At 49.8% G+C, this 23037-nt stretch carries 19 protein-coding genes; 17 read left to right on the top strand and 2 right to left on the bottom strand.

All coding sequences use genetic code 11. The annotated features are described in order from the left end of the window. Positions 1-84 precede the first annotated feature (84 nt). Positions 85-903 carry a hypothetical protein gene (locus AC0MA3_RS21565; protein WP_474657706.1) on the bottom strand — a complete coding sequence of 273 codons (819 nt, stop codon included), beginning with the start codon at positions 901-903 and terminating at the stop codon, positions 85-87. Between the two features lie 292 nt (positions 904-1195). Here AC0MA3_RS21565 and AC0MA3_RS21560 point away from each other — a divergent pair, with 292 nt between their 5' ends. The 3 genes from AC0MA3_RS21560 to pulA all read left to right on the top strand — a co-directional run bounded on the left by AC0MA3_RS21560 (position 1196) and on the right by pulA (position 7382). Beyond that, positions 1196-4702, top strand: a complete 3507-nt coding sequence (locus AC0MA3_RS21560; RefSeq protein ID WP_474657705.1) for a PAS domain S-box protein — start codon at positions 1196-1198, stop codon at positions 4700-4702. Continuing rightward, positions 4699-5274: a C39 family peptidase gene (locus AC0MA3_RS21555; protein ID WP_474657704.1), complete on the top strand. Its 576-nt coding sequence runs from the start codon at positions 4699-4701 to the stop codon at positions 5272-5274. The genes AC0MA3_RS21560 and AC0MA3_RS21555 overlap by 4 nt, the downstream gene beginning before the upstream one ends. Positions 5275-5423: 149 nt before the next feature. Further along, positions 5424-7382, top strand: coding sequence for a type I pullulanase (pulA, locus tag AC0MA3_RS21550; RefSeq protein ID WP_474657703.1), 1959 nt, complete (start codon positions 5424-5426; stop codon positions 7380-7382). 101 nt (positions 7383-7483) lie between these two features. Here the strand turns inward: pulA and AC0MA3_RS21545 are convergent, their stop codons facing one another. Further along, on the bottom strand, positions 7484-8518 hold the full coding sequence (locus tag AC0MA3_RS21545; RefSeq protein WP_379158001.1) for a PocR ligand-binding domain-containing protein: 1035 nt from the start codon (positions 8516-8518) through the stop codon (positions 7484-7486). 213 nt (positions 8519-8731) lie between these two features. Between AC0MA3_RS21545 and AC0MA3_RS21540 the strand changes: the two genes are divergently transcribed. From AC0MA3_RS21540 to AC0MA3_RS21475, 14 genes are all read left to right on the top strand, one after another. Further along, positions 8732-10879, top strand: coding sequence for an alpha/beta hydrolase family protein (locus AC0MA3_RS21540; protein ID WP_474657702.1), 2148 nt, complete (start codon positions 8732-8734; stop codon positions 10877-10879). 328 nt (positions 10880-11207) lie between these two features. Next, the gene (locus AC0MA3_RS21535; RefSeq protein WP_474657701.1) at positions 11208-12692 is read left to right on the top strand and encodes a glutamate synthase subunit beta; all 1485 of its coding nucleotides are present in this window, start codon (positions 11208-11210) and stop codon (positions 12690-12692) included. A gap of 379 nt (positions 12693-13071) precedes the next feature. Beyond that, on the top strand, positions 13072-13614 hold the full coding sequence (gene yfcE, locus AC0MA3_RS21530; RefSeq protein WP_474657700.1) for a phosphodiesterase: 543 nt from the start codon (positions 13072-13074) through the stop codon (positions 13612-13614). 151 nt (positions 13615-13765) lie between these two features. Next, complete coding sequence (locus tag AC0MA3_RS21525; protein ID WP_474657699.1) at positions 13766-14797, top strand: agmatine deiminase family protein; 1032 nt, start codon at positions 13766-13768, stop codon at positions 14795-14797. A 22-nt stretch (positions 14798-14819) separates the two neighbouring features. Beyond that, positions 14820-15695, top strand: coding sequence for an N-carbamoylputrescine amidase (gene aguB, locus AC0MA3_RS21520; RefSeq protein ID WP_474657698.1), 876 nt, complete (start codon positions 14820-14822; stop codon positions 15693-15695). Positions 15696-15984: 289 nt separating this feature from the next. Then, positions 15985-16800, top strand: a complete 816-nt coding sequence (locus AC0MA3_RS21515) for a transporter substrate-binding domain-containing protein (protein ID WP_474657697.1) — start codon at positions 15985-15987, stop codon at positions 16798-16800. Between the two features lie 99 nt (positions 16801-16899). Next, positions 16900-17547, top strand: coding sequence for an amino acid ABC transporter permease (locus tag AC0MA3_RS21510; RefSeq protein ID WP_474657696.1), 648 nt, complete (start codon positions 16900-16902; stop codon positions 17545-17547). A gap of 15 nt (positions 17548-17562) precedes the next feature. Further along, a complete protein-coding gene (locus tag AC0MA3_RS21505; protein ID WP_474657726.1) occupies positions 17563-18285 on the top strand; it encodes an amino acid ABC transporter ATP-binding protein in 723 nt (240 codons plus the stop codon). A 155-nt stretch (positions 18286-18440) separates the two neighbouring features. Beyond that, positions 18441-18887: a tellurite resistance TerB family protein gene (locus AC0MA3_RS21500; RefSeq protein WP_379158026.1), complete on the top strand. Its 447-nt coding sequence runs from the start codon at positions 18441-18443 to the stop codon at positions 18885-18887. A 120-nt stretch (positions 18888-19007) separates the two neighbouring features. After that, on the top strand, positions 19008-19604 hold the full coding sequence (locus tag AC0MA3_RS21495; RefSeq protein WP_379158028.1) for a TerD family protein: 597 nt from the start codon (positions 19008-19010) through the stop codon (positions 19602-19604). 29 nt (positions 19605-19633) lie between these two features. Then, on the top strand, positions 19634-20209 hold the full coding sequence (locus tag AC0MA3_RS21490; protein ID WP_474657695.1) for a TerD family protein: 576 nt from the start codon (positions 19634-19636) through the stop codon (positions 20207-20209). A gap of 48 nt (positions 20210-20257) precedes the next feature. Further along, positions 20258-20839 (top strand): TerD family protein, encoded by a 582-nt coding sequence (locus tag AC0MA3_RS21485; protein ID WP_474657694.1) that lies wholly within the window; start codon positions 20258-20260, stop codon positions 20837-20839. A gap of 73 nt (positions 20840-20912) precedes the next feature. Continuing rightward, positions 20913-22172, top strand: a complete 1260-nt coding sequence (locus tag AC0MA3_RS21480; RefSeq protein WP_474657693.1) for a TerD family protein — start codon at positions 20913-20915, stop codon at positions 22170-22172. A 25-nt stretch (positions 22173-22197) separates the two neighbouring features. After that, positions 22198-22941, top strand: a complete 744-nt coding sequence (locus tag AC0MA3_RS21475) for a TerC family protein (protein ID WP_474657692.1) — start codon at positions 22198-22200, stop codon at positions 22939-22941. Positions 22942-23037 lie beyond the last annotated feature (96 nt).

Here is a 23037-nt window from a genome sequence, read left to right as displayed (position 1 = left end):
CTCCTTCATCCCGCTGGCAGTGCCTCTTACCTAACATATGCCGGTGTGCAGGCGGAAGACACATTCATGGGCATCCGGATAGGATCAGGATGTGATCTGCTTGGAGGCTGCTGTGATTATAGCGGCGACCTTTTGTTCGAGCTCGATAATCTTTTGCTTGCTGGCAGCGATCAGACGGTGACCGGAGAGTAATAACGTCAAGGAGGTGCCGGTCAAAGCGGGATTCTTCTTACGGATGGCCGATTTGAAGTCGCCCCAATCTGCAGTCAGGCGTGTATTCAGTGAAGCGGCAACACTTTTCTGGGTCTTGATCGATGTCTGCGGACTTTCGATCCCGGCCAGGGTCTTGCGTACCGCCGCTATTTTTTTGCTCCGGATCTCCTTGGCGGCTTTGAGCTGTGCTTCCTGGTCACGGATATCCTGACGTGCCATCTGGACGAGGATTTTCATGGCATCAGACTGGGTACGCAGTACAGAATTTAAGGACTTGTCCTTGAGACCCTTGAGCAGGGAGATGCGGGTATTAAGCGCACTATACTGGTCAAAGAGCGGCTGATAGCGGTTCTTGGTGCTGGCAACAGCAGCAGTAAGCCGGGCCACAGTAGTCTGGTCAATATTCTTGATTTGCTCCTTCACGGCTATGAGCGACTGCGCATTGTCCTCATGAAGCTTGCGGATTTGCTCCTCTCTGCTGTCATATTGCGCCGACAATGCGGACAGTTCGCTGTATTGGCTCTTCAGCTTGGTTAGGGTTGAAGAATCGGCAACCGCAGCAGTTAAATCAAAAGCAGCCTGAATCGAAGGGGTCAGCTCAGTTCCGGAAGCTCCGGCTAGACCTGCAAGGGGCAGTGATAGAAGCAGCAGCGCCAGAAACGTCAGGACAGCATGTTTAAGAACAGTCATTATTCTCCTCCTTGGTAGTCATCCGTCAGCCTGTACCAGACCACACAAAAAAAGCACCCGCAGCAAAGGCTAATAAGCCTTCATTACGGGTGCTTCCGGTAACAGGTCACGAATACAATATTAACTTAAACTATAGATGAACCTCCTAGATCCGTCAATATTTTCAATTTATTTTTTTCTTATTTGAAGGTGCGGCGAATTTCTTTCTGTACTTCTCTTATCGTATACTTGGGTAATATACATCAGTGGGACTGCATTAGCAGCAGCTCGAGATGAGGGAGGCTTGAATGAATTGGATAACGACAACAGCGGAATTATGGATCTTGCATTCATGATGTCTCCGGTGGGGATGGGAGTACTGTCTTCCGAAGAAGCCAAATGGGTAAAAGTAAATCCTGCTTTCTGTCATATTCTCGGCTGCAGTGAACAGGAGTTCCTGGACGAGGGGTTGCTGTATAATACTTCTGCTTCGCGGGAGGAAGCACGGCACCAAATGCACAACCGCCTAATGGAAGAACTTGCCTCATCAGCGGCCGGTTCCCTCATCAAGGAGAAGAAATTCCAGACCCGTTCGGGACGTACGGTATTTCTTCTGCTCACTTTCGTCAAGGCGACGGCGGGACAGGCCCGGAATGTTATTGTGTACGCCCAAGATATCACCGATCGTATAATTGCCGATCAGCTGACCGTGGACAGCCGCGATCTGTATGATTTATTTATAAAAGATGAGCAAACGATGATTTCCATCACCCAGCCCGATGGAACGCTGAGTTTCATCTCTCCGTCCTCGCTGCCGCAAATCGGCTTTACCCCGGAAGAAGTAATTGGTAAGAACCGGCTGGAGTTCTATCACCCTGATGATATTGAAGGCTTGGATAACCAATCCCAAGGTCTCCTGGAGAATAAAGTCAATCTCCGCCGGCTCCGCCATAAAGAGGGACATTATCTATGGTTCGAATCTTCTTTTCATATGATCCGTGATGAGAATGGTGAAGTGGTACGGATCATGGGGATTGGCCGTAACGTACACAGCCGCAAGCAGAATGAAGAAGCCTTAGCCGCTGCCCAGAAGGTCGCCAAAATAGGCTCTTGGATCTGGGATCTGTCCAGACAAAGGCTGACATTCTCGGAAGAGCTGCAACGGATTCTCCACTATAGTACAGGAAAGAACGTGAATTACGAGAACTTCTTGTCCCTGGTACACCCGGAGGACATGGCGGTACTGACTGCAGGAGTCGAACGGGCTGTGGAAAAGGGAGAATCCGGTGAAACCTCTTACCGTTTGATTCTTCCTGATACTGCCATGCTAGATGTTCACATTCAGTGGGATGTCATGCGCGGTCCTGACGGCAAGCCTGTGCAGCTTATCGGCATGATGCAGGATATTACTGAACGGCGGCAGATGGAGCTTCAGTTAAGAGAAAGCGAGCGGAATTACCGGCTGATGTCGGAGAATTCTATCGATTTGATCTCGCGTCAATCCGTAGAAGGGAATGTCTTTGTCTATTGTTCTTCCGCCAGCCGGTCCCTGCTGGGCTACGAGCCTGAGGAGATGGTAGGGACCAGTGCCTTTGATTATCTGCACCCCGATGACCAGCAGCGGTTGAAGGTGACGATGTCCGATAGCGAGCATTCCGGATGCATTCCCGTAGTCACTTTCCGTTACCGCCGCAAGGATGGAAGTTATGCCTGGTTTGAGACGAATAGCCGCTACATTTATGATGATCATGGCCGGATTCTGGAGATTATTTCTGTCAGCCGTGATATCACGGAGCGCAAGCGTTTTGAATCCATGCTTCAGGAGAGCGAGCAGCGCTACAAGTCTCTTTTCGAGTATAATCCATCGGCGGTCTATTCCATGAACCTGCAAGGGGATTATCTGACAGCGAATTCCAATCTGGAGGAACTGACAGGCTACACCATGGATGAATTGATTGGAATGTATTTTGGACCTGTTGTACATGAAAAGGATATCGCGAAGACCCTGCATCACTTCACACTGGCCAGTCAAGGCGAGCCCCAGAGCTATGATCTGACATTGATCCATAAAGATGGACATCATATCGAAATCAATACGATCAACATCCCGATTATTGTCGACAAGCAGGTAGTGGGAGTGTACGGGATTTCACGTGACATAACAGAGCGCACCCGGTATACCGAGCAAATAGAGAAGCTGAGCAATGAATACACCCTGATCCTAAATGCGGTGTCCGAAGGCATATTTGGTCTGGATACCGAAGGAAGAGTCACTTTTATCAATCCGGCGGGAGTAAGGATGCTCGGGTTTGAGCATGACGAGATTATGGGCCGTTCTTATCTGGACCATATCCGGCAAACGGCTTCGGATGCCGTTCATTACCGGCCTGAGGATTCACCCCTGCTCAGGGTTATTCGGACAGGAGAGTCTAAGCGCAGCATGGATGCGGTATTGTGGCGCAAGGATGGCTCCAGCTTTCTTGCAGAATATCGGGCAACACCGCTGTTCGACAAGGGAGAGCGCAAAGGGGCAGTTGTCGTATTCCGGGACATTACCGATGAGCAGGAGATTATCCGCGCCAAGGAGTCTGCCGAGAAGGCGGACCAGGCCAAGTCCGAGTTTCTGGCGGTGATGAGCCATGAGCTGCGGACCCCGATGAATGGAATTATGGGGATGACTGATCTGCTGGCGGAGACGGAGCTCGATGAGGAACAGCGTGGTTATGCGGAGATCATCAGCCAGAGCAGCGCTTCGCTGTTGTATCTTCTCAATGAAATTCTTGATTTCAGCAAAATCGAAGCCGGCAAAATGACGCTTAATCATGAACCGGTCAGTGTGGAATCAGTCATGGAGATGGTTACCGAACTGTTTGCACCTAAAGCCGGGGAGAAGAATGTCCGGCTATCCAGCCAGATCGCCTCGGATGTTCCGGAGCTGATCATCGGAGACGCAGACCGGCTTCGCCAGGTGCTTGTTAATTTGGTCAGCAATGCAGTCAAATTCACCGAAGAAGGCCAGGTCTCTATTGCTGTCAAAACGGAATATTGCCCGAATGCAAGGAAGCTGAATCTGAAGTTCAGTGTGCAGGATACCGGAATCGGTATTCCAACTGACAAGCAGCCGCTGCTGTTTCAATCGTTCTCCCAATTGCATCCTTCCATTAACCGCAAATATGGGGGAACAGGCCTGGGGCTCGCAATTTGCAAAAGCCTCGTCGAGCTTATGGGCGGAGCGATAGGAGTGGAGAGCGCAGAGAACGAAGGATCAACCTTCTACTTCACCCTTCCTGTCGTTACCGATGAGGAATGGGAAGTGAATGGGGCGGAAGATAATCGGCAGTCCATAGATTCCAAAGCGCAGAATGATGGTGTCCATACGGATTCAAGCGGCATATTGTCTGTAGATGGCCTCACTCCTGCTCTGCCTGAAGCGAAGTACGGTCCTCTGCGGATTCTGGTTGCAGAGGACCACCCGGTCAATCAAAAGCTTTTACTTACGATGCTGGAGAAACGGGGATATAGGGCGGATCTGGTGGAGAATGGCCAGCAGGCGTTAGAGGCCGTTCTAGAGCGTCCGTATGATCTCTTATTTATGGATGTCCAGATGCCCGTGATGAGCGGAATTACAGCGTCGGCCAGAATCAGGGAGGAGGCTCCAGCCCGCCACCAGCCATTCATCGTTGCGGTAACTGCCTATGCCAGACCCGAGGACCGGGAACGCTGCATGTCTGCAGGTATGGAAGACTTCGTCAGCAAGCCGTTTCTGGCCTCTGACATTGAGCGGATACTCAGGGAACGGAAGGAAAAGATATCCCTATGAGCGCGGAAAGATCTGAACATCGGCTGGAAGTGGAGCCTTATACACAGTGGGAGCCGGGCGTAGCTTCGCCCGGCTCTGCCTGCGGGCCGGCGGCCATGGCCGCTTTAATCGAATATTGGCACACCAGGAGAGGTTACGGGAATATTCCGGGTTCGGATCATTTTAAATCCAAAGCAGCACATATAAATTATATATACAGCCATTACGGGGGGACTCCGTGGGGGATGAGTGCACGCAGTTTCGCCAAAGGCCTTCAGGCTTATATCGGTGCTGCACTCCCGCGTGCAAAGAACAGGGACCAGCCGGGTTTAGTATCCGTTTTTAATGACATGCAGAGGTATCGGGCGGAGATTGATGCTGGGCGTCCGGTAGCCGTGAAGTTTGATAAGTGGTTCAGCCTCCGCTGGAGGGGGAGATATGCCTATGATTATCACTGGGTGCTGGGAACCGGTTACGACGTGACAGAGGCGGCCACAGGACCCGCGTTGATTGTTCAGGATAATAGTATACGCCATATTCCTTATTATCCGAATCGGGGCATTCTTACCATGATAGCGCTGAACATAGAATGAAGGATCACGAAACGCAGCGGGAACAGAGTTAGAGCAGGGCTCTGACCCCGCCCGTTCCGATCCATAAATCGCTCTGTACAAACGTTTGCGCAAGGTGGATAATCAGGTTATAATATCCAATTAATAAAGGGTAAAGGGGACAGAGGGATTTGTCAGTACAAAGGGAAATGGAAGAAACCATCTATTACGGGGATCCTGCAGCAACCGGGGGCATTTCTGTATTCGACCAGGATTTTGACCGGCTGTTCAGCTATGATGGGGATGATCTGGGCCTCAACTATACTGCTGCCTACTCAGCCTTTTGTCTGTGGGCTCCTACCGCACAGGAGGCGGAGGTTGTTCTCTATGACTCCTGGCAGCAGACCGCCGGCGACCGCTTGCCCATGACCCGGGAGATAAGGGGGACCTGGAGGCTGACGGTCTCCGGTGATCTGGAGGGCAAGCTGTATACTTATCGCGTGCGTATCGGTGACCAGTGGAATGAAGCCGCAGACCCTTACGCCCGCGCTGTAGGTGTGAATGGGGACAGAGCGGCGATTATTGATCTGCGCCGTACGGATCCGGAGCGATGGACCGAAGCTAAGCCGCCTTTGGCAAGTCCTGTAGATGCAGTCATCTATGAGCTTCATTTGCGGGATTTATCCATTCATCCGGCCAGCGGGATTGCCCACCAAGGACAATTTCTAGGTCTGGCTGAAGGCGGAACACGCGGTCCGGGGGGAATTCTGACCGGGCTGGATCATATTGCCGATCTTGGAGTGACGCATGTTCAGCTGCTGCCGGTGTATGACTTCGCCACAGAGAGTGTGGATGAAACTAAGCTGGATCAGCCGCACTATAACTGGGGTTATGATCCGAAGAATTACAATGCCCCTGAGGGTTCTTATGCAACTGACCCCTATCTGCCTGGTGTGCGCATTACAGAGCTCAAAACCATGATCCAGGCGCTGCATGACCGTGGTCTGCGTGTAATCATGGATGTGGTCTATAACCATGTGTATGACGGATACCGTGTGAATTTCACGAAGCTGGTTCCAGGCTATTATCTGCGCTATAAGCGGGACGGCAGCTTGTCAGGCGGTTCAGGGTGCGGCAATGATGTGGCTTCCGAGCGTACGATGGTCTCCCGGTTCATTGTAGATTCGGTCCTCTACTGGGCCAAAGAATATCATATGGACGGCTTCCGGTTTGATCTCATGGGCCTGATTGATATTGACACAATGGCAGAAATCCGCCGGCGTCTGGATGAGATGGACCCTTCCATCATGACCATCGGTGAGGGCTGGATCATGGAGACCGAGCTTGCCATGGAACGCTTGGCTAACCAGAGCAACGCAGACGCACTGCCAGGAATCGGACATTTTAACGATGGTTTTCGGGATGCGGTGAAGGGTAATATTTTCAGGCATGAGGAACCGGGGTTTATCGGCGGCAGATCGGGACTGGAGCAGGCGGTGAAGACAGGCATCACCGGGGGAGTGGTATACGGACAGACCACAGGCCAGTTCGCCGACGAACCCCGGCAGTGCGTGAACTATATGGAATGCCATGACAATCATACCTTGTGGGACAAAATCGTCCTATCCTCTGCCGGAGTGACCGACAAGCAGCGCAGGGCAATGCACCGCCTGGCTTCAGCCATGGTGCTGACGAGCCAGGGGATACCGTTCCTTCATGCCGGACAGGAATTTATGCGTACCAAAAAAGGTGTGGAGAACAGCTATAAATCACCGGTAGAGATCAATTGGCTGGATTGGGAGCGCTGTGCCGCTTATGCGGACGAGGTTGCTTACATGAAAAAGCTCATATTGCTGCGCCGGACCCATCCCGCCTTCCGCATGCACAGTGCCGAGGAAATCCGCGCCAAGCTATTCTTCGAAAAAGCGCCTGCGGGTACTGTGGCATATACGCTGCGTGAGCATGCCGGAGGCGATCCGGCGAAGCACTTGTACGTAGTCTACAATGCCAATCCGGGTGGATCGAAGTTTACGTTACCACCGCTGGGAGCATGGGAGCCGCTGCTTGGGGAAGAACTGGCAGTCCTCCAAACATACGGGCGGCTGACCGTTACAGGTCTTGGTATGGTCGTTCTGGCCGTTCAGGCATAGATGGGGTGCCGCAAGCTGTAACTGGCTTGCGGCACCCTCGTTTTTTGTGCTGGATAAAGGGGGCGTGTTATATGGAGATGTCACCTTTTTACTTATGTAGCCTACTTCTCTCTATAATACTTACGATAGACGGCGGGCGTAATTTCTTCGAATTTTTTGAAAATTTTAATAAAATAACCCGGTTCATTGAACCCAAGCTCATCGCTGATTTGGGCAACTGGCATATCGGTTACTTCCAATAGCTGTTTAGCCCACTGGATCTTGAGCCGTGCCAGATAAGTCGTGAAGTTCTCTCCCGTCTCCTTGGTAAACAGCCTGCTGAAATAGCTGGGGCTGATATGACAAAGCTCAGCCATATGCGTTAACGTTATATTTTCACTCCTATTATGGTGAATATAGTCACAGGCCGGTTGGAGAACCGAGTTGGTACAAATCGTTGTATCATTTGAAGTGTTTTTTAGATAGGCATCAGCGATAGCATTAGTCATTTCTTTTTTTACAGATTCAATATTTTTAATGGTGTAGCCAGGCAAGATGGTGGAGATGTTTAGAGTTTCATCGTTGCCGGACGCTTTCTCGAACATTTCAACAAGCAGATTTTTATTGAGGGCCTCCTCGATAATATAGTTGCACAGCAGAAATAACATATTGGATATTTTTACGACTTCTTCATAAGTCATGGTTGGAATATTATCATAGTGTTCTTTTAAGGGGTTCCCTGTGAGCAGGTGCAAGGATTTATTCTTGGAGGTTACAATTTGCTCCAGATCAATGCCATTCTCAGGATCTGAGAGCTTCACTTGTCCTGCCATGACAGCGCCGAGGTATTTATCATCAACGGTGATAGGAATAGCAATGTCTACGATATTAAAATGGCACAGATACACGTAAGGAGCATTCAACCGAACCGCTTCCAGACCGCCGCGCGAATCACATTTTTGGCAATAGGGCAGCAGATCAGGGTCCTTTCGTACATTTTGGCAGAACGACTGGCAGCTGCTGTGGGTAGTGACAGGAATGCCTTTATAATCAACCGTTAGAATGGCCAGTTTGGTGACAGTAGCCAGCGAGTCTTGAAGGCGCTTCCATTTTTTCAGGTCCAAAATTTTGTTAATACGTAATGATTCATGTATCAAAAGAACTACACCTCCTGAGCAACTTGTAACAATAGGATACCATTCTTTACATCCAGTGCAAATAATTACGATTGAGAATTATAATTATTAGTTAGGATATTCCACTATCAAGAATAACAACCTGCTATATACTTTAGTTGAAGTTTTGGTAGCGTTTACATTTCGGGGTTTGGGTTGTATGTTTTTTAGCTTAAATACAAAGGAGCTACAATGATGAGAAAAATGGTTTCGATCGTCAAAAAACCGAATGGGTTACTGGCCTTATCTTTAGTACTGATCCTCCTTGGAAGCTTCCTTGCCAGCCTGTTCAATACTTCGTTTTACTCCGTGAAGGTCAAAGAAATTAAATTCAAGGCAGACCACGGAACGCTCTCAGGGTTGCTCTACATGCCTAAAGGAGCAGGAGCTGATGATCCCAGACCCGTTATTATTACGACACATGGTTACCTGAACACTAAAGAAATGCAAGATGCGCCTGCGATCGAAATGTCCAGAAGAGGATATATCGTCCTAGCCTTGGATATGTATGATCACGGTGACTCCCGGTGGGAGAGTGACATCCCTGTAAAGGATCTGTTCAGCACTTTCTGGATTTATTCACAATTTGATGCATCAAAGTATATTTTCGCCCAGGATTATACCAAAAAAGACGATAAAGGCAACGCCTATGTCGCTGTCAGCGGCCACTCTATGGGTGGATTCTCCTCCTTGCTGGCGATGTATATGGATGAGCTAAACGCTTTGCAGACGGGTCAGCGGATGATCTATGCAGGGATTACTGCGGGTGCGGACTTCTCTTACTCTTCGGCGGTTGCTCCCCAAGACCAGATGCAAGCAGCATTTGGAAACCGTACGGTTGGGATGATTGCAGGCAAGTACGATGAATTCTTCTTCAATAAGTCTGACCCGGAAAAAAGTGCAGCAGAGCTGAAAGTAAAAGGTACCGTAACAGACAAAGATTTCGCAGCAACTGTCTCTGGTAAAGCCTTCCTTGGGCTTTCAGCGGATATTCAAACCGGGGAGGCCGGTAAGTTCTATACGGTAGAGTCCGGTGATCTGAAGCTCGAGGATAAGGTAGTACGTCCTTCGCAGACGGGTGAGCATATTCTGTTTACACCAAATGAGATTCATCCATGGAATCACTTTTCTACAGCTGCAACCGCAAATATAATTGATTTTTATGCCCATACATTTAAGGGTGTGACCTCACCCGCCCAGTCGAATGCTGATCTTGGTTCGGCACATCAGATTTGGTGGATGAAAGAAGCGGGCAACTTCATTGCCTTAATCGGCTTCTTCCTGCTCATGATTCCGCTTATAAGCCTGCTGCTCAAGGTTCCGTTCCTGAAGCGTTCGGTCACACCATCCATAGCAACTGTCAGCGCACCTTCAACTGGTATTCAAAAGTCCGTATATTGGGCTGCAATCGTGTTCAGTACATTGATCCCGGCTATTTTGTTCCCGACACTAATGGATAAAGAAGCAGACGGGATGAATAACTTGAGTGTGATTTCCGTGATCCTGGCGGTAGTCTGCTTGGTGGCAGCCGGTGCAGGCTTCATTCTGGCAAATAATCAAAAGGCTAACCCGGATGCCGCTGCAAAAATGAAGAATTTGAGTACGGGTAGTGCAGTGCTGGCGGTAGTATCATTGGTGATGTGGATCATCTTTAAAAATGCGAATCATATCCTTACAACCGGCTCTTACTTTAATGAACCTACTACGAACCAGATTGCCTATTGGGCGGTTGCTTCCGGGCTTATTATGGCCTTCATAACATTTGCTTTCTACTTCTTCTCCAAGAAGCAGGCCGGTACGAAATTCAGCGGCTATGGCATACATCTGGATATCATCACCATTGTCGCCAGCCTTTGTACCGCAATTATTGCAGTCGCTGCAGGATACTTGCTTTTATTCGCAGTACAGGCGGTAGCGGGCACGGACTTCCGGATTTGGACCTTTGCAGTGCGTACCTTTGAAACCGAGCATTTGATTACTGCACTGCGCTACATGCCATTTTTCCTGATCTACTACTTTGTCAGTGTTGTAGCTCTGAATGCGAATACCCGGGGCCAAAAAGGAGGATACATGCTGTCCGTTATTCTCAATGTAGGCGGACTTATTCTTTGGATGGCAGCTCACTATGGCAAAGATTTCATTACTGGAGTAGCTTTATATCCAGGGCAATCCTTGAACGGCATTCTATTGTTCGCTATGGTGCCTATTCTTTTAGTAGCAGCTCTATATGCCCGTAAAATTTTTGAAAAAACGAACAATGTATGGCTCGCCTCCTTCCTGAACACCATTTTGTTTACCATTATTGCTGTGGCGAATACTGCGATGTTCTGGAATCTGGTTTGATCTTGACCTGATAGAAATAAAGGCTACAAATAAGGGCTTTCCCATGGCCTCATTGCCCTGGGAGGAGCCTTTTTTCTTGCAACTGGACAACACCCGAAATTTTATTTAAAAAATGTGACATTATTCATTTAAGCTATGCAGGATCAATGATATTATAGAGTCATTTCAGGCGGGAAACCGCCTTGACACAGCGTCTTACTTTGCTGCTTTACAGTGACAAATAATCAGTCGGTGACAGAGAGTAACTGTCTTTTTGGAGCCGAATGGGGCAACAATGCCGCCTTTGGTTATTCGGCGGCCAATTAGAGAGACTCGGAGGATGACAGGTATGGGTAAAGCAACAGGATTTCTTGAATATCAGCGGCAGACTCCTGCGGAGTGCGAGCCTTTGGAACGGATTAAGAACTGGAATGAATTTTCGCAGAAGATGGACGAGGAGAAGCTGAAGGAGCAGGGTGCTCGCTGCATGGATTGCGGTACACCGTTCTGCCATGTGGGGCGGCTGCTCTCCGGGATGGCTTCCGGGTGTCCGCTGCATAATCTCATTCCGGAATGGAATGATATGGTATACCGCGGCAACTGGGAGGTTGCCCTGAAACGGCTTCACAAGACCAATAACTTTCCGGAGTTTACCGGACGTGTCTGTCCTGCACCTTGTGAAGGTTCTTGTACTGTGGGGATGAATGGCAACCCGGTCACGATCAAGTCGATTGAGAAAGCCATCGTGGACAGAGGTTTTGCCGAGGGCTGGATCGTTCCCCAACCGCCGCTTAGCCGTACCGGCAAAAAAGTCGCTGTAGTCGGCTCCGGTCCTGCAGGTCTTGCCTGTGCCGCGCAGCTTAACAAAGCCGGACATAGTGTAACAGTATACGAACGTGCGGACCGTATCGGCGGTCTGTTGACCTACGGAATCCCGAATATGAAGCTGGACAAACAAACCGTGCAGCGCCGCGTAGATCTGCTGGCAGCAGAAGGCATTACCTTCGTTACCCGGACCGAGATCGGCAGGGATATTGAAGCATCGCAGCTGAAAGCAGAGAATGATGCAGTGGTGCTGTGCGGCGGCTCTACGCAGGCGCGTGATCTGGCGCTGGAAGGGCGTGAGCTGCACGGCATCCATCAGGCGATGGAATTTCTGACGCTGAACACGAAGAGCCTGCTCGACTCCGGCCTCGCAGACGGCGAATACATCTCTGCAGCCGGCAAAGATGTGGTCGTTATTGGCGGCGGGGATACAGGTACAGACTGCGTCGCTACCTCCATCCGTCACGGCTGCCACAGTGTGGTCCAACTGGAGATCATGCCGCAGTCACCACTTACCCGACAGGCAAGCAACCCTTGGCCGGAATGGCCGAAGGTGATGAAGGTGGATTACGGCCAGCAGGAAGCAGCGGCCTTGTATAAGGAAGATCCGCGCCGTTATCTTGTGAATACGAAGCGATTTGTCGGTGACGACGGCGGACATGTGCAGGAGCTGCATACCGTACGCATCGAATGGACCCGGAATGAACAGGGCCGGATGGTTCCGGTTGAGATTCCAGGCAGTGAAGAAGTCATACAGGCACAGCTTGTACTTCTTGCCTTAGGGTTCACCGGACCGGAAGAGACTGTGCTGGGGCAGCTTGGAGTTGAACGTGATGAGCGCTCCAACGCCAAAGCAGAGTTCGGAACACAGGCTACCAATGTGGAGGGTGTGTTCGCGGCTGGAGATATACGGCGCGGCCAGAGCCTTGTGGTATGGGCCATTAATGAAGGACGGCAGGCTGCCCGGGAAGTGGACCGGTTCCTGATGGGTTCCTCGAATCTGCCTTAAGCCATAGTAGATTAGAACGTAAAATGCAGGGCGCCCCGCGGGCGCCCGCTTTGCGTTAGAGACCCAAGGAGAGTTAAGATAAATAGATACATAGGACAATCTATATAAGATGAACGAAAGACCTACCAAAGGTCAGAAGTGGCGTAGGTGAAGTTTGGATACTTACGGAGTGGTAGCGACCGACTAAGAGCTTTCCGCAGGAAAGCTGGCATCGTAAGCGCGGACTATGTTTGGATTTCACCCGTGAACAACGGTTTAAATCACGAAATCCAAACATAACAGCGGTCGGAAGTCCAAACATTCACCGCAGTCACGACCAAGGCCAATTGGGTAATCAAAAGTTCAACTTATAGACCATTAAGGAAAAGGGGAATATATCATGAAACTAATGTTCATTTCGGATATTCATGGATCACTGCACTGGCTGGAGCAGGCACTAATGAAGGTGGAAGAAGAGCAGCCGCATACGCTTGTTGTACTGGGGGATTTCCTGTATCACGGCCCGCGGAATCCGCTGCCGGATGGTTATGATCCCCAGGGAGTAGCCGACAGGCTGAATGCCTACGGCAAATCACTGGTGGCCGTACGCGGCAACTGTGACGCCGAGGTCGACCAGATGCTGCTGCATTTTCCGATGATGGGCGACTATGTACTGATCCTCCATGAAGGCCGGAAAATCTATGCCACCCATGGACACGGCTTCAGCATCGACCATCTGCCGCAGCTGGCACCGGGCGATGTTTTTATCCAGGGGCATACCCATCTGCCCGTAGCGGAGGTCAAAGAGGGTATCACGGTGCTGAATCCCGGCTCCATCTCCCTGCCCAAAGAGAACCATCCCAATTCCTACGGGATTCTGGAGAATGGAGCTTTCATCATTAAGGACTTTGCAGGAAATATAGTGAAACAGATCAAGCTATAAAATACGGCAAGACCCTGATCCCCCTGGATTTTCCCAGGGGGATTTGTTTGTGCGGCAATTGAGCGCAACCCTATATTATTGTATGATGGGTAAGGAGCTTTGCCGGGAGACCCGAGCGCTCCAAATATGAATAGCAGAGGTAACTATAAGAATGTATCCCAAAGACCTACACTATATCATGCCACCCGAATGGGACGAGCATGAACGTACCTTTATTTCCTGGCCGGTCCAGGCCTCCATGGTGTTTCCGGACAATTATGAAGCTGTAAGCGGCGGCTATGCCGAGATTATCCGTGCCATTGCCGAGTTCGAGCCGGTGACCGTAGTGGTGAACCCGGAAGAGCTGGAACAGGTGGGCAAGCTGGCTCTGGGAGACAATGTTACGCTGCTGCCGGTCCGGCATAATGACGCCTGGCTGCGTGACAACGGCCCAACCTTTGTAAAGGGTGCGGATGGATCACTTGCAGGTGTGAACTGGAAATTTAATGCCTGGGGCGGCAAATATTCCCCCTGGGACCTGGATGATGAGGTGGCTCCACAGATTCTGAAGCAGGTGCAGGTTACCCGTTACGATGCCCCGCTGGTCATGGAGGGCGGGTCTATTCATACCGATGGGGAGGGAACACTCCTTACCACAGAGGAATGCCTGCTGAACAAGAACCGTAATCCGGAGCTGGGCCGGGAAGAGATTGAAGAATATGTGCGTAAATATACAGGTACAGAGTCCATTATCTGGCTGACACGCGGTCTGAGCGGGGATGAAACCGACGGGCATGTCGACAATATTGCCTGCTTCGCTGCACCTGGCAAGGTGATCATCCAGGTCTGCGATGACCCGCAGGATGAGAATTACGGCATTACCCAGGAGAATCTGCGCATTCTTGAAAATGCCGTGGATGCCAAAGGACGGAAACTGGAGATCATCACGATCCAGCAGCCGCCTCGTACGGATTTTGAGGGCAGCCGTCTGACGCTCAGCTATTTGAATTTTTATTTTGTGAACGGCGGGATTATCCTGCCGGTGTTCGGAGGAACGGCTGCGAATACAGATAAGCTTGCCGAACAGAAGCTTGCCGAGCTGTTCCCGGACCGGAGAATCCGCACAGTGAACGGAATGGCCGTGATTGGTGAAGGCGGCAATGTACACTGCACCACACAGCAGATGCCTGCCCGGAAGTCATAGAATTCGTAAGGAGGACAGAATCTTGAGAAAAGTAAAAGTAGCCGCGACACAAATGAGCTGTTCCGGTGACATTGATGAGAATATCCGCAAAGCCGAAACCCTGGTTAGAGAAGCGGCAGCCCAAGGCGCGCAGATTATTCTGCTCCAGGAGCTGTTTGAAACTCCGTATTTCTGCCAGAAGGAGAAATCGGACTATTATGCCTATGCAACTGAGCTTGAGCAGAACAAAGCAGTGAACCATTTCAAAGCTGTAGCGAAAGAGCTGCAGGTAGTGCTGCCGATCAGCTTTTATGAGAAGAAGAACTACGCCCGTTACAACTCCCTGGCTGTGATTGATGCCGATGGCACGGTACTGGGCAAGTACCGCAAGAGCCACATTCCGGATGGTCCCGGTTATGAAGAGAAGTTCTACTTCAATCCCGGAGATACCGGCTTTAAAGTATGGAATACCCGTTATGCCAAGATTGGCGTCGGCGTCTGCTGGGATCAATGGTACCCCGAAGCTGCGCGGGTGATGAGCCTGATGGGGGCGGAGATTTTATTCTACCCTACAGCCATCGGTTCAGAGCCGCAGGACGGATCGATAGATTCTAAGGATCACTGGCAGACCTGCATGCTGGGTCACGCGGCAGCGAATCTGATTCCTGTCGTGGCCTCGAACCGGATCGGAGAAGAAACGGATGAAGAGTCCAGCATTAACTTCTACGGTTCATCATTTATCGCCGGTCCTCAGGGTAACAAGATTGTCGAGGCCGGAAGGGATGAGCAGACTGTCCTGGTTAGTGAATTCGATCTCGATGCCTTGGAGGTTGGCCGGATTGAATGGGGAATCTTCCGCGACCGCCGTCCGGAGCTCTACCGGTTAATCGCCTCGTATGACGGGGATTTGACGTTCTAACCTGACCACGTTAATGAAAGATAACAATGAGGGAAATATTGAATAGAAAAGGCACTGCCGGGATTTACATCTTCTGGCGGTGTTTTTTTTATTGAAAATATACACCGGAAAATATAGGTTTGACGCTGTAAATCATCCTTCTATTTCTCGCTGAAACGGGTACCTTCCAGCTGATGTATAAATTTAATGTTAGATAATATTACATAATAAAGAAAAGTTAATTGTCATATACCTTCTGTTCTGATAAAATCTCCTTAAGTATTTTACAAATAAGTAGGGGGATTGAAGAATGGGGAGCAAAAATAAATGGATAATGTCAGCTATAGTGTCATTAATGGTATTTGCAGTAGCGGGGTGTGGTTCCAATAATAGTGCGGACAGCGGCAGTGCCAGCGGAGAGACAATCAAATTCGCCAGTGATGCAAGCTACGCACCGATGGAATATATGGATACAGATAAAATCAAGGGCTTTGACATTGATTTCATCCAGGCGGTTATGGAAGAAGCCGGCATCGACTATACCGTTACCAACACAGGCTGGGATACTATGCTGAGCAGTGTGAAACAAGGTACGGAATACCAAGCCGGGTTGTCCTCGGTGTCCATTACAGACGAGCGGAAAGAAACCTATGATTATTCCATTCCTTATTTTGAATCCACCAACATGATTATGGTTAAGGAAGGTAGCGATATCAAGAATGCGCTTGACCTGAAGGATAAGAAGGTGGCTGTGCAGGCGGCAACTACGGCGGATGATCTGATGAGCGGAATTATGGGTGTCGATAACGCCAATCTGAAGCGTTACGACAGCAATGCGGTAGCCTTGATGGAGCTGAACGGCGGCGGAGCGGACGCGGTGGTGGCGGATATCGCCATCGTCAACGAATATATCAAGAACAACCCGAAAGAGAAATTGACAGGTATCATCGATAAAGAAAATTTCGGCTCCGAATATTATGGCATTCTTTATCCTAAAGGCAGTGAATGGAAAGCCAAGCTTGACCCGGCGATCAAGAAAATAATTGAGAACGGCAAATACGCCGAAATCTACAAAACCTGGTTCGGTGAAGAGCCGGATACCCAGACCCTCCTGAACGCAGAGTAAGCGAAAGAACAACCAGGCATGCGTAATGATTGCTATTGCGCATGCTTCTTTTTTTGAACGGGAGAACAAGATCTAAGCTGAAGAGAAGGGAAGAGTCCTATGGATTTCAGAGTCGACATCATTGTTCATTATATACCGGTATTGCTAAAGGGTACGGCTTTTACGATTGGCGTATCTATCGCCTCGATTATTTTTGGTTCTATATTGGGACTGATCGTTGGATTTGGCAAAATGGCGCCCAAAGCGTATTTCCGCTGGCCGTTTCATTGTTACATCAACTTTTTCCGCGGGACTCCGCTGTATGTGCAGATTTTGATTGTCCACTTTGGGGTGATTCCGGCGTTTTACGGCAGCACCAATGTGCTAATGACTTCTTTTGTGGCACTCTCCCTGAACTCTGCCGCTTATTCCGCCGAGATCTTCCGTGCAGGCATCCAGTCGATTGATCCGGGGCAGCGGGAAGCGGCAGTTTCGCTCGGAATGACCAAATTTCAGGCGATGCGTTTTGTCATTCTGCCTCAGGCCATCAAACGGATGGTTCCTGCATTCGGGAATGAATTCATAGTTCTGGTCAAGGACTCCTCTCTGCTCGCACTGATTGCCGCACCGGAGATTATGTATTGGAGCAACACGATGAAAGGCCAGTATTTGCGGATATGGGAGCCGTATTTGACCGCCGCATTGATCTATTTCATCCTTACGTATTCCCTCAGCAAGCTGCTCAATTATATCGAACGGAAGGTGTAATCGCATATGGAGCCTATGATCTCAGTTAGACATTTGCACAAATCATTCGGGGCGCACAAGGTGCTCACTGACATCAATGTCGATATTCACATCCGGGAGGTAGTGGTGGTGATCGGGCCTTCGGGCTCGGGCAAATCGACCTTTCTGCGCTGCCTGAATCTGCTGGAGCAGCCGCAAGAGGGTGACATTATTATAGAAGGTACGTCCTTAATGGCCACAACCACCAGGATTAACGATATCCGCACAGAGCTTGGCATGGTCTTTCAACAGTTCAATCTGTTCCCCCACAAAAAAGTAATCGAGAATATCATGCTCGCCCCTATTCAAGTCCGCAAATGGCCTGTTGAGCAAGCCCGCCGGAAGGCGCTGGAGCTGCTGGATAAGGTCGGTTTAAGGGAAAAGGCGGAGGTCTACCCGGCCTCCCTTTCCGGCGGTCAGGCCCAGCGGGTTGCGATTGCGCGGGCGCTGGCCATGGAGCCCAAGATTATGCTGTTTGATGAGCCTACTTCTGCGCTTGACCCGGAAATGGTCGGTGAGGTGCTGGCCGTAATGAAGGATTTGGCGCGTGAAGGGATGACAATGGTGGTAGTGACTCATGAGATGGGCTTTGCCCGAGAGGTGGGAGACCGTGTACTGTTTATGGAGCAGGGTGTGGTGGTCGAGGAGGGGGTTCCTGAGCAGCTGTTCGGCAATCCAACGCATGAGCGTACACAAGCCTTCTTGTCCAAGGTCCTGTGAAAATCTGGCAAACTAGAATCTTCCCGTTTAATCGGTTATATTAGAAGTGTAAGTACTTGGATATGGAACATTAAGTAAATGTCTGTCGAAACGGCGGAGAGGAGGCTCTGGAATATCTTTTGTTTATCATCACTTAATGATAGAAGGAGAATACGATGAGCACATTTAAAAACTGGTTGAACACCACAAAAACCGGACTGACTGAACAGGTGAAAAAGTTTAAAAATAAAGATTTCATGAACGCGGTTGTCGCAGGCTGCGCTCTGGTAGCTGCTGCAGATGGCAAAATTGAGGAAGCCGAAAAGAATAAAATGGCCGGATATATGAATCTCAGTAATGAACTGAAGGTATTTGACATGAGAGATGTCATTAACCAGTTCAACTTCTATGTCAGCAATTTCGAGTTTTCTCCGGAGATCGGTAAGCAGGAAGCGCTGAAGTCCATCGCCAAATTCAGCAACAAACCTGAAATTGGACGCGTAATTGTAGGCGTATGCTCTGCTATCGGGGCGGCTGACGGTGATTTCGACGAGCAGGAAAAAGCGGTTGTGCGGAACATTTGCAGCGTACTGGGACTTAGTCCAAGTGAATTCAGCCTGTAAGCACATTTGAAGTTCGTCCGAAACGGATGAAACGTATTTGCTTTTGAGTCGTATCACTGGTATAACACCCACAAGTGAGACTTACAGCTGTGATTCTTTCCGAAACGGAGGTACGTTAATTTGGCTGGTATTAATCTAGTAAAAGGTCAGAAGATTGATTTAACAAAAGGAAATGCCGGACTGTCCGGTGTGATCGTTGGACTGGGCTGGGACCCGGCTGAGCCGGCACGCGGTTTCTTCGGCGTCAAGAAGCAGGCGAATGTAGACTGTGATGCCTCAGCACTGCTCCTGAACGAGAATGGCAAGCTGACTAACAAGCTGAATCTGGTCTGCTTCCACAACAAGCAGAATCCGAACAGCTCCGTTGTTCACTCCGGGGATAACCTGACAGGTGAGGGTGACGGAGACGACGAGCAGATCAACGTGAACCTGAAGGCAATTCCTGCCGATGTGCACAAGGTTCTGGTCGTAGTCAACATCTATGATGCCGTGAACCGCAAGCAGGATTTCGGAATGATTAAATCGGCGTATATCCGGGTTATTAATGCCACAGGCAATGCCGAACTGATCAAGTTCAACTTGACAGACAATTACACAGGTTTTACAGCACTGATCTGCGGAGAACTCTACCGGTATGGCGAAGAGTGGAAATTCGCAGCTATCGGCGAGGGAGCACACGCAGCACATATCAACCAATTGGCTGAACGTTACATCTAATTCCAATATAAGAAAAGAGGTTTCTATTCATGGCGATTAATTTATCCAAAGGTCAAAAGATCGATCTGACCAAAACAAACCCGGGATTGTCCAAAATCACAGTCGGCCTCGGCTGGGATACCAATAAATACGACGGCGGTAAAGATTTCGACTTGGACGTTTCCGTCTTTTTGACGAATGCCAATGGTAAAGTAGATAAAGAGACTAACTTCATCTTCTTCAATAACAAACAGAACGAGAATGCTTCCGTTGTACACACCGGCGATAACCGCACAGGTGAAGGTGACGGAGACGATGAGCAAATTCAAGTGGACCTGCTGAACATTCCGGCAGATGTAGATAAAGTGGCATTTACCATTACTATTTATGAAGCGGAAGCCAGAAGCCAGAATTTCGGACAAGTATCCCGGTCCTATGTGCGTATCGTAAATGATGCCAACAGCGAAGAATTGATCCGCTTTGACCTGGGAGAAGACTTCTCTGTTGAAACAGGTGTAGTGGTAGGCGAATTGTACCGCAACGGTGCAGAGTGGAAGTTCAATGCGATCGGTAGCGGCTACAAGGATGGTCTTGCCGGCTTGACCCGAGATTACGGACTGCAATAAAATCCTGCCTCCGTAAAAGATATTATTCACGAAAGAAGGTTATTGCCAGTGACGATCAGTCTTTCCAAAGGACAGCGGATAGATCTTACCAAGACGAATCCGGGTCTGACGAAGGTAGTTGTGGGACTCGGCTGGGATACGAACAAGTATAGCGGCGGCAAGGATTTTGACTTGGATGCTTCAGCCTTTTTGCTCCATGAGGACGGCAAAGCCAAAGGCGAGGATGATTTTGTTTTTTACAACAATCCATCCGGTGGTGCTGGCTCTGTAACCCATACGGGAGATAACCGTACAGGGGAAGGCGATGGGGATGACGAGCAGATCCTGGTTGATTTCAGCAAGGTTCCTGCCAACATTGAACGTATCGGGATTACGGTAACGATTTATGATTATGAAGCAAGGTTCCAGAACTTTGGACAAGTATCCAACGCATTTGTGCGTGTCGTGGATGCCTCCAGTGACCGTGAGATTCTGCGGTTTGATCTGGGCGAGGATTTCTCAACAGAAACTGCCGTTGTGTTCTGCGAATTCTACCGCCATGGCGCGGATTGGAAGTTCCAGGCGGTGGGAAGCGGTTTTGCCGGCGGCCTTAGTGCCTTGTGCAGGAACTACGGACTGGACGCGCAATAGAAGCTTCAAAGGCGGGATCATTAACGATCCTGCCCTTTTTATACTCTTCTCCATTCATAAAGGTGGCGTAAGAATGAGTACTCAAGTAGTGAAAGGGCAGAAAGCAGATCTGACCAAAGGCAACCCGGGACTGGATCAAATGGTAGTAGAGATTGTATGGCAAGCCCCTTCTTCAATGGAAATTGACGCTTCCGCATTCCTCTTGGATGCTCAGGGCAAGGTGCGCGGGGACGATGATCTTATCTTCTACAATAATTCGTCCACCTCTTATATCCGCTATAAGGACGTGCCCGGTCAGGCTGCAGGGGGCTGCAAGCAGTTCGAGGTTGAGCTTGGCAAGATTCCACAAGGCATTATGAAAATCGCATTTACGCTTACACTCTATGACGGCGAGAACCGCAAGCAGATGTTCGGGCAAATGAGTGAAGCGCATTGCCGGATTCTGAACCGGACGACAGGTGCGGAAATCCTGCGATGTAATCTTGGAAATCATTTCTCCGTAGAAACGGCTGTTGTGGTAGGAGAATTATATAGATACAGCGGTGAATGGAAATTCAGCGCTGTTGTGGCGGGCTTTGACGGAGGATTGCCGGCGCTTTGCAGCAACTATGGTATTGAGGTATCTGAGGAACCGCCGCCGGCTTCCTCTACACCAGTCGCGGAAAAGGTGCCCGTGCCGCCAGTGCCGGAGATCCCGGTTCCCCAGCCCCCTGTCGCATCTCCGCCGCTGAATCTCAATCTGAAGAAGATTGAGCTGAAGAAAAAGGGTGATTCCATCAACTTGAAGAAATCAGCCTCTGGTCTTGGGGAGATTCTGGTCAACCTCAACTGGAATCAGAAACAGGGCGGCGGGCTGTTCAGCCGCAAGGGCGGTGTGGATCTGGATCTAGCTTGTCTTTATGAACTGAAGGATGGCCGGAAGGGTGTTGTTCAGGCGCTTGGCAATGCTTTTGGACATCTTCAGCAGCCTCCCTTCATCATGCTGGATGGGGACGACCGGACAGGTTCTGTAACCTCAGGAGAGAACTTGCGTATAAACGGAGGTAAGGTTGCGGAGATCAAGCGGGTCTTGATATTCGCTTTTATCTACAAAGGGGTTACCCATTGGTCTGAGGCAGATGGTGTGGTTACCATCACCCAGGTTGGAGGTCCGGACATTGTCGTGAATTTGGACGAGCATAACAACCATAAGGGAATGTGCGCCATAGCGATGATTCAGAATGTGGGAAATGAAACGTTCAGTATTGAAAGACTCGTACAATACTTCAGCGGACATCGTGAGATGGACCAGGCGTATGGATGGGGGCTGCAGTGGGTAGCAGGCAGCAAATAAACTATTTTACCGGAGGCATATTGGAATGGACTGGTTCAGCGATTTTTTTAGGAGTATTAGTGATAACTATGGGCATTTCTTCTCATGGAGCGATATTGTAGGCACGCTCTCTGACCCTGTAAGCTGGGGGATCATTGGGAGTCTGGTGCTGCTGGAAGGTCTGCTCTCCGCAGATAATGCGCTCGTGCTTGCGGTTATGGTCAAGCATTTACCGAAAGAGCAGCAGAAGAAGGCATTGTTCTACGGGATTCTTGGGGCTTATTTATTCAGATTCCTGGCCATTGGCCTCGGAACCTATCTGATTGGATTCTGGGAGGTTAAGGTTGCAGGTGCGCTGTACCTCTTCTATATTGCCTACAAAGGATTGTTTAAAGGCGGTGGCGAGGAGGGCGAGACGAAGAACAGAGGCACCTCTTTCTGGAAGACTGTACTCCTGGTTGAGTTAATGGATATTGCCTTCAGTATTGATAGTGTCATTGCTGCATTTGGTCTTAGCAATAAAGTCTGGGTGCTCTTCCTGGGTGGTATCCTCGGCGTGTTGATGATGCGTGGAGTGGCGCAGCTGTTCCTGAAGCTGATTGCAAGATTCCCTGAACTGGAGCAAACCGCGTTTCTGCTCATTGCTATTATTGCCGGCAAGATGCTGGCGGGAGCTCTTGGCTATGAAATGCCACATGTGGTGTTCTTCACCATCCTGATCGCAGTGTTTGTGGGAACGATCTTATACAGCTCCGGCAAGAAGAAAAGAGAAGCCAACCGCAAGGCTTAAGCATGTGGAAGCAAAAGAAGAACGAAAGTGTTTTATATGGGGTGGGGGTTGCACAGGGAAGGTCCGCCTCCCTCATCTGCCGGGTAATCGTATAGG

This window comes from Paenibacillus sp. LS-5 (assembly GCF_056121505.1).
The sequence above is the reverse complement of the archived record's forward strand: the minus strand, read 5'-3'. Positions and strand labels throughout refer to the sequence as shown.

What these genes read in the sequence shown, in the direction of transcription:
- AC0MA3_RS21500 (WP_379158026.1), top strand. Translation starts at nt 18,441, where the DNA reads ATGAGCACATTTAAAAACTGGTTGAACACCACAAAAACCGGACTGACT.
- AC0MA3_RS21565 (WP_474657706.1), bottom strand. Translation starts at nt 903, where the DNA reads ATGACTGTTCTTAAACATGCTGTCCTGACGTTTCTGGCGCTGCTGCTT.
- yfcE (WP_474657700.1), top strand. Translation starts at nt 13,072, where the DNA reads ATGAAACTAATGTTCATTTCGGATATTCATGGATCACTGCACTGGCTG.
- AC0MA3_RS21505 (WP_474657726.1), top strand. Translation starts at nt 17,563, where the DNA reads ATGATCTCAGTTAGACATTTGCACAAATCATTCGGGGCGCACAAGGTG.
- AC0MA3_RS21490 (WP_474657695.1), top strand. Translation starts at nt 19,634, where the DNA reads ATGGCGATTAATTTATCCAAAGGTCAAAAGATCGATCTGACCAAAACA.
- AC0MA3_RS21525 (WP_474657699.1), top strand. Translation starts at nt 13,766, where the DNA reads ATGTATCCCAAAGACCTACACTATATCATGCCACCCGAATGGGACGAG.
- AC0MA3_RS21515 (WP_474657697.1), top strand. Translation starts at nt 15,985, where the DNA reads ATGGGGAGCAAAAATAAATGGATAATGTCAGCTATAGTGTCATTAATG.
- AC0MA3_RS21555 (WP_474657704.1), top strand. Translation starts at nt 4,699, where the DNA reads ATGAGCGCGGAAAGATCTGAACATCGGCTGGAAGTGGAGCCTTATACA.
- AC0MA3_RS21480 (WP_474657693.1), top strand. Translation starts at nt 20,913, where the DNA reads ATGAGTACTCAAGTAGTGAAAGGGCAGAAAGCAGATCTGACCAAAGGC.
- AC0MA3_RS21475 (WP_474657692.1), top strand. Translation starts at nt 22,198, where the DNA reads ATGGACTGGTTCAGCGATTTTTTTAGGAGTATTAGTGATAACTATGGG.
- AC0MA3_RS21540 (WP_474657702.1), top strand. Translation starts at nt 8,732, where the DNA reads ATGAGAAAAATGGTTTCGATCGTCAAAAAACCGAATGGGTTACTGGCC.
- AC0MA3_RS21535 (WP_474657701.1), top strand. Translation starts at nt 11,208, where the DNA reads ATGGGTAAAGCAACAGGATTTCTTGAATATCAGCGGCAGACTCCTGCG.
- AC0MA3_RS21510 (WP_474657696.1), top strand. Translation starts at nt 16,900, where the DNA reads ATGGATTTCAGAGTCGACATCATTGTTCATTATATACCGGTATTGCTA.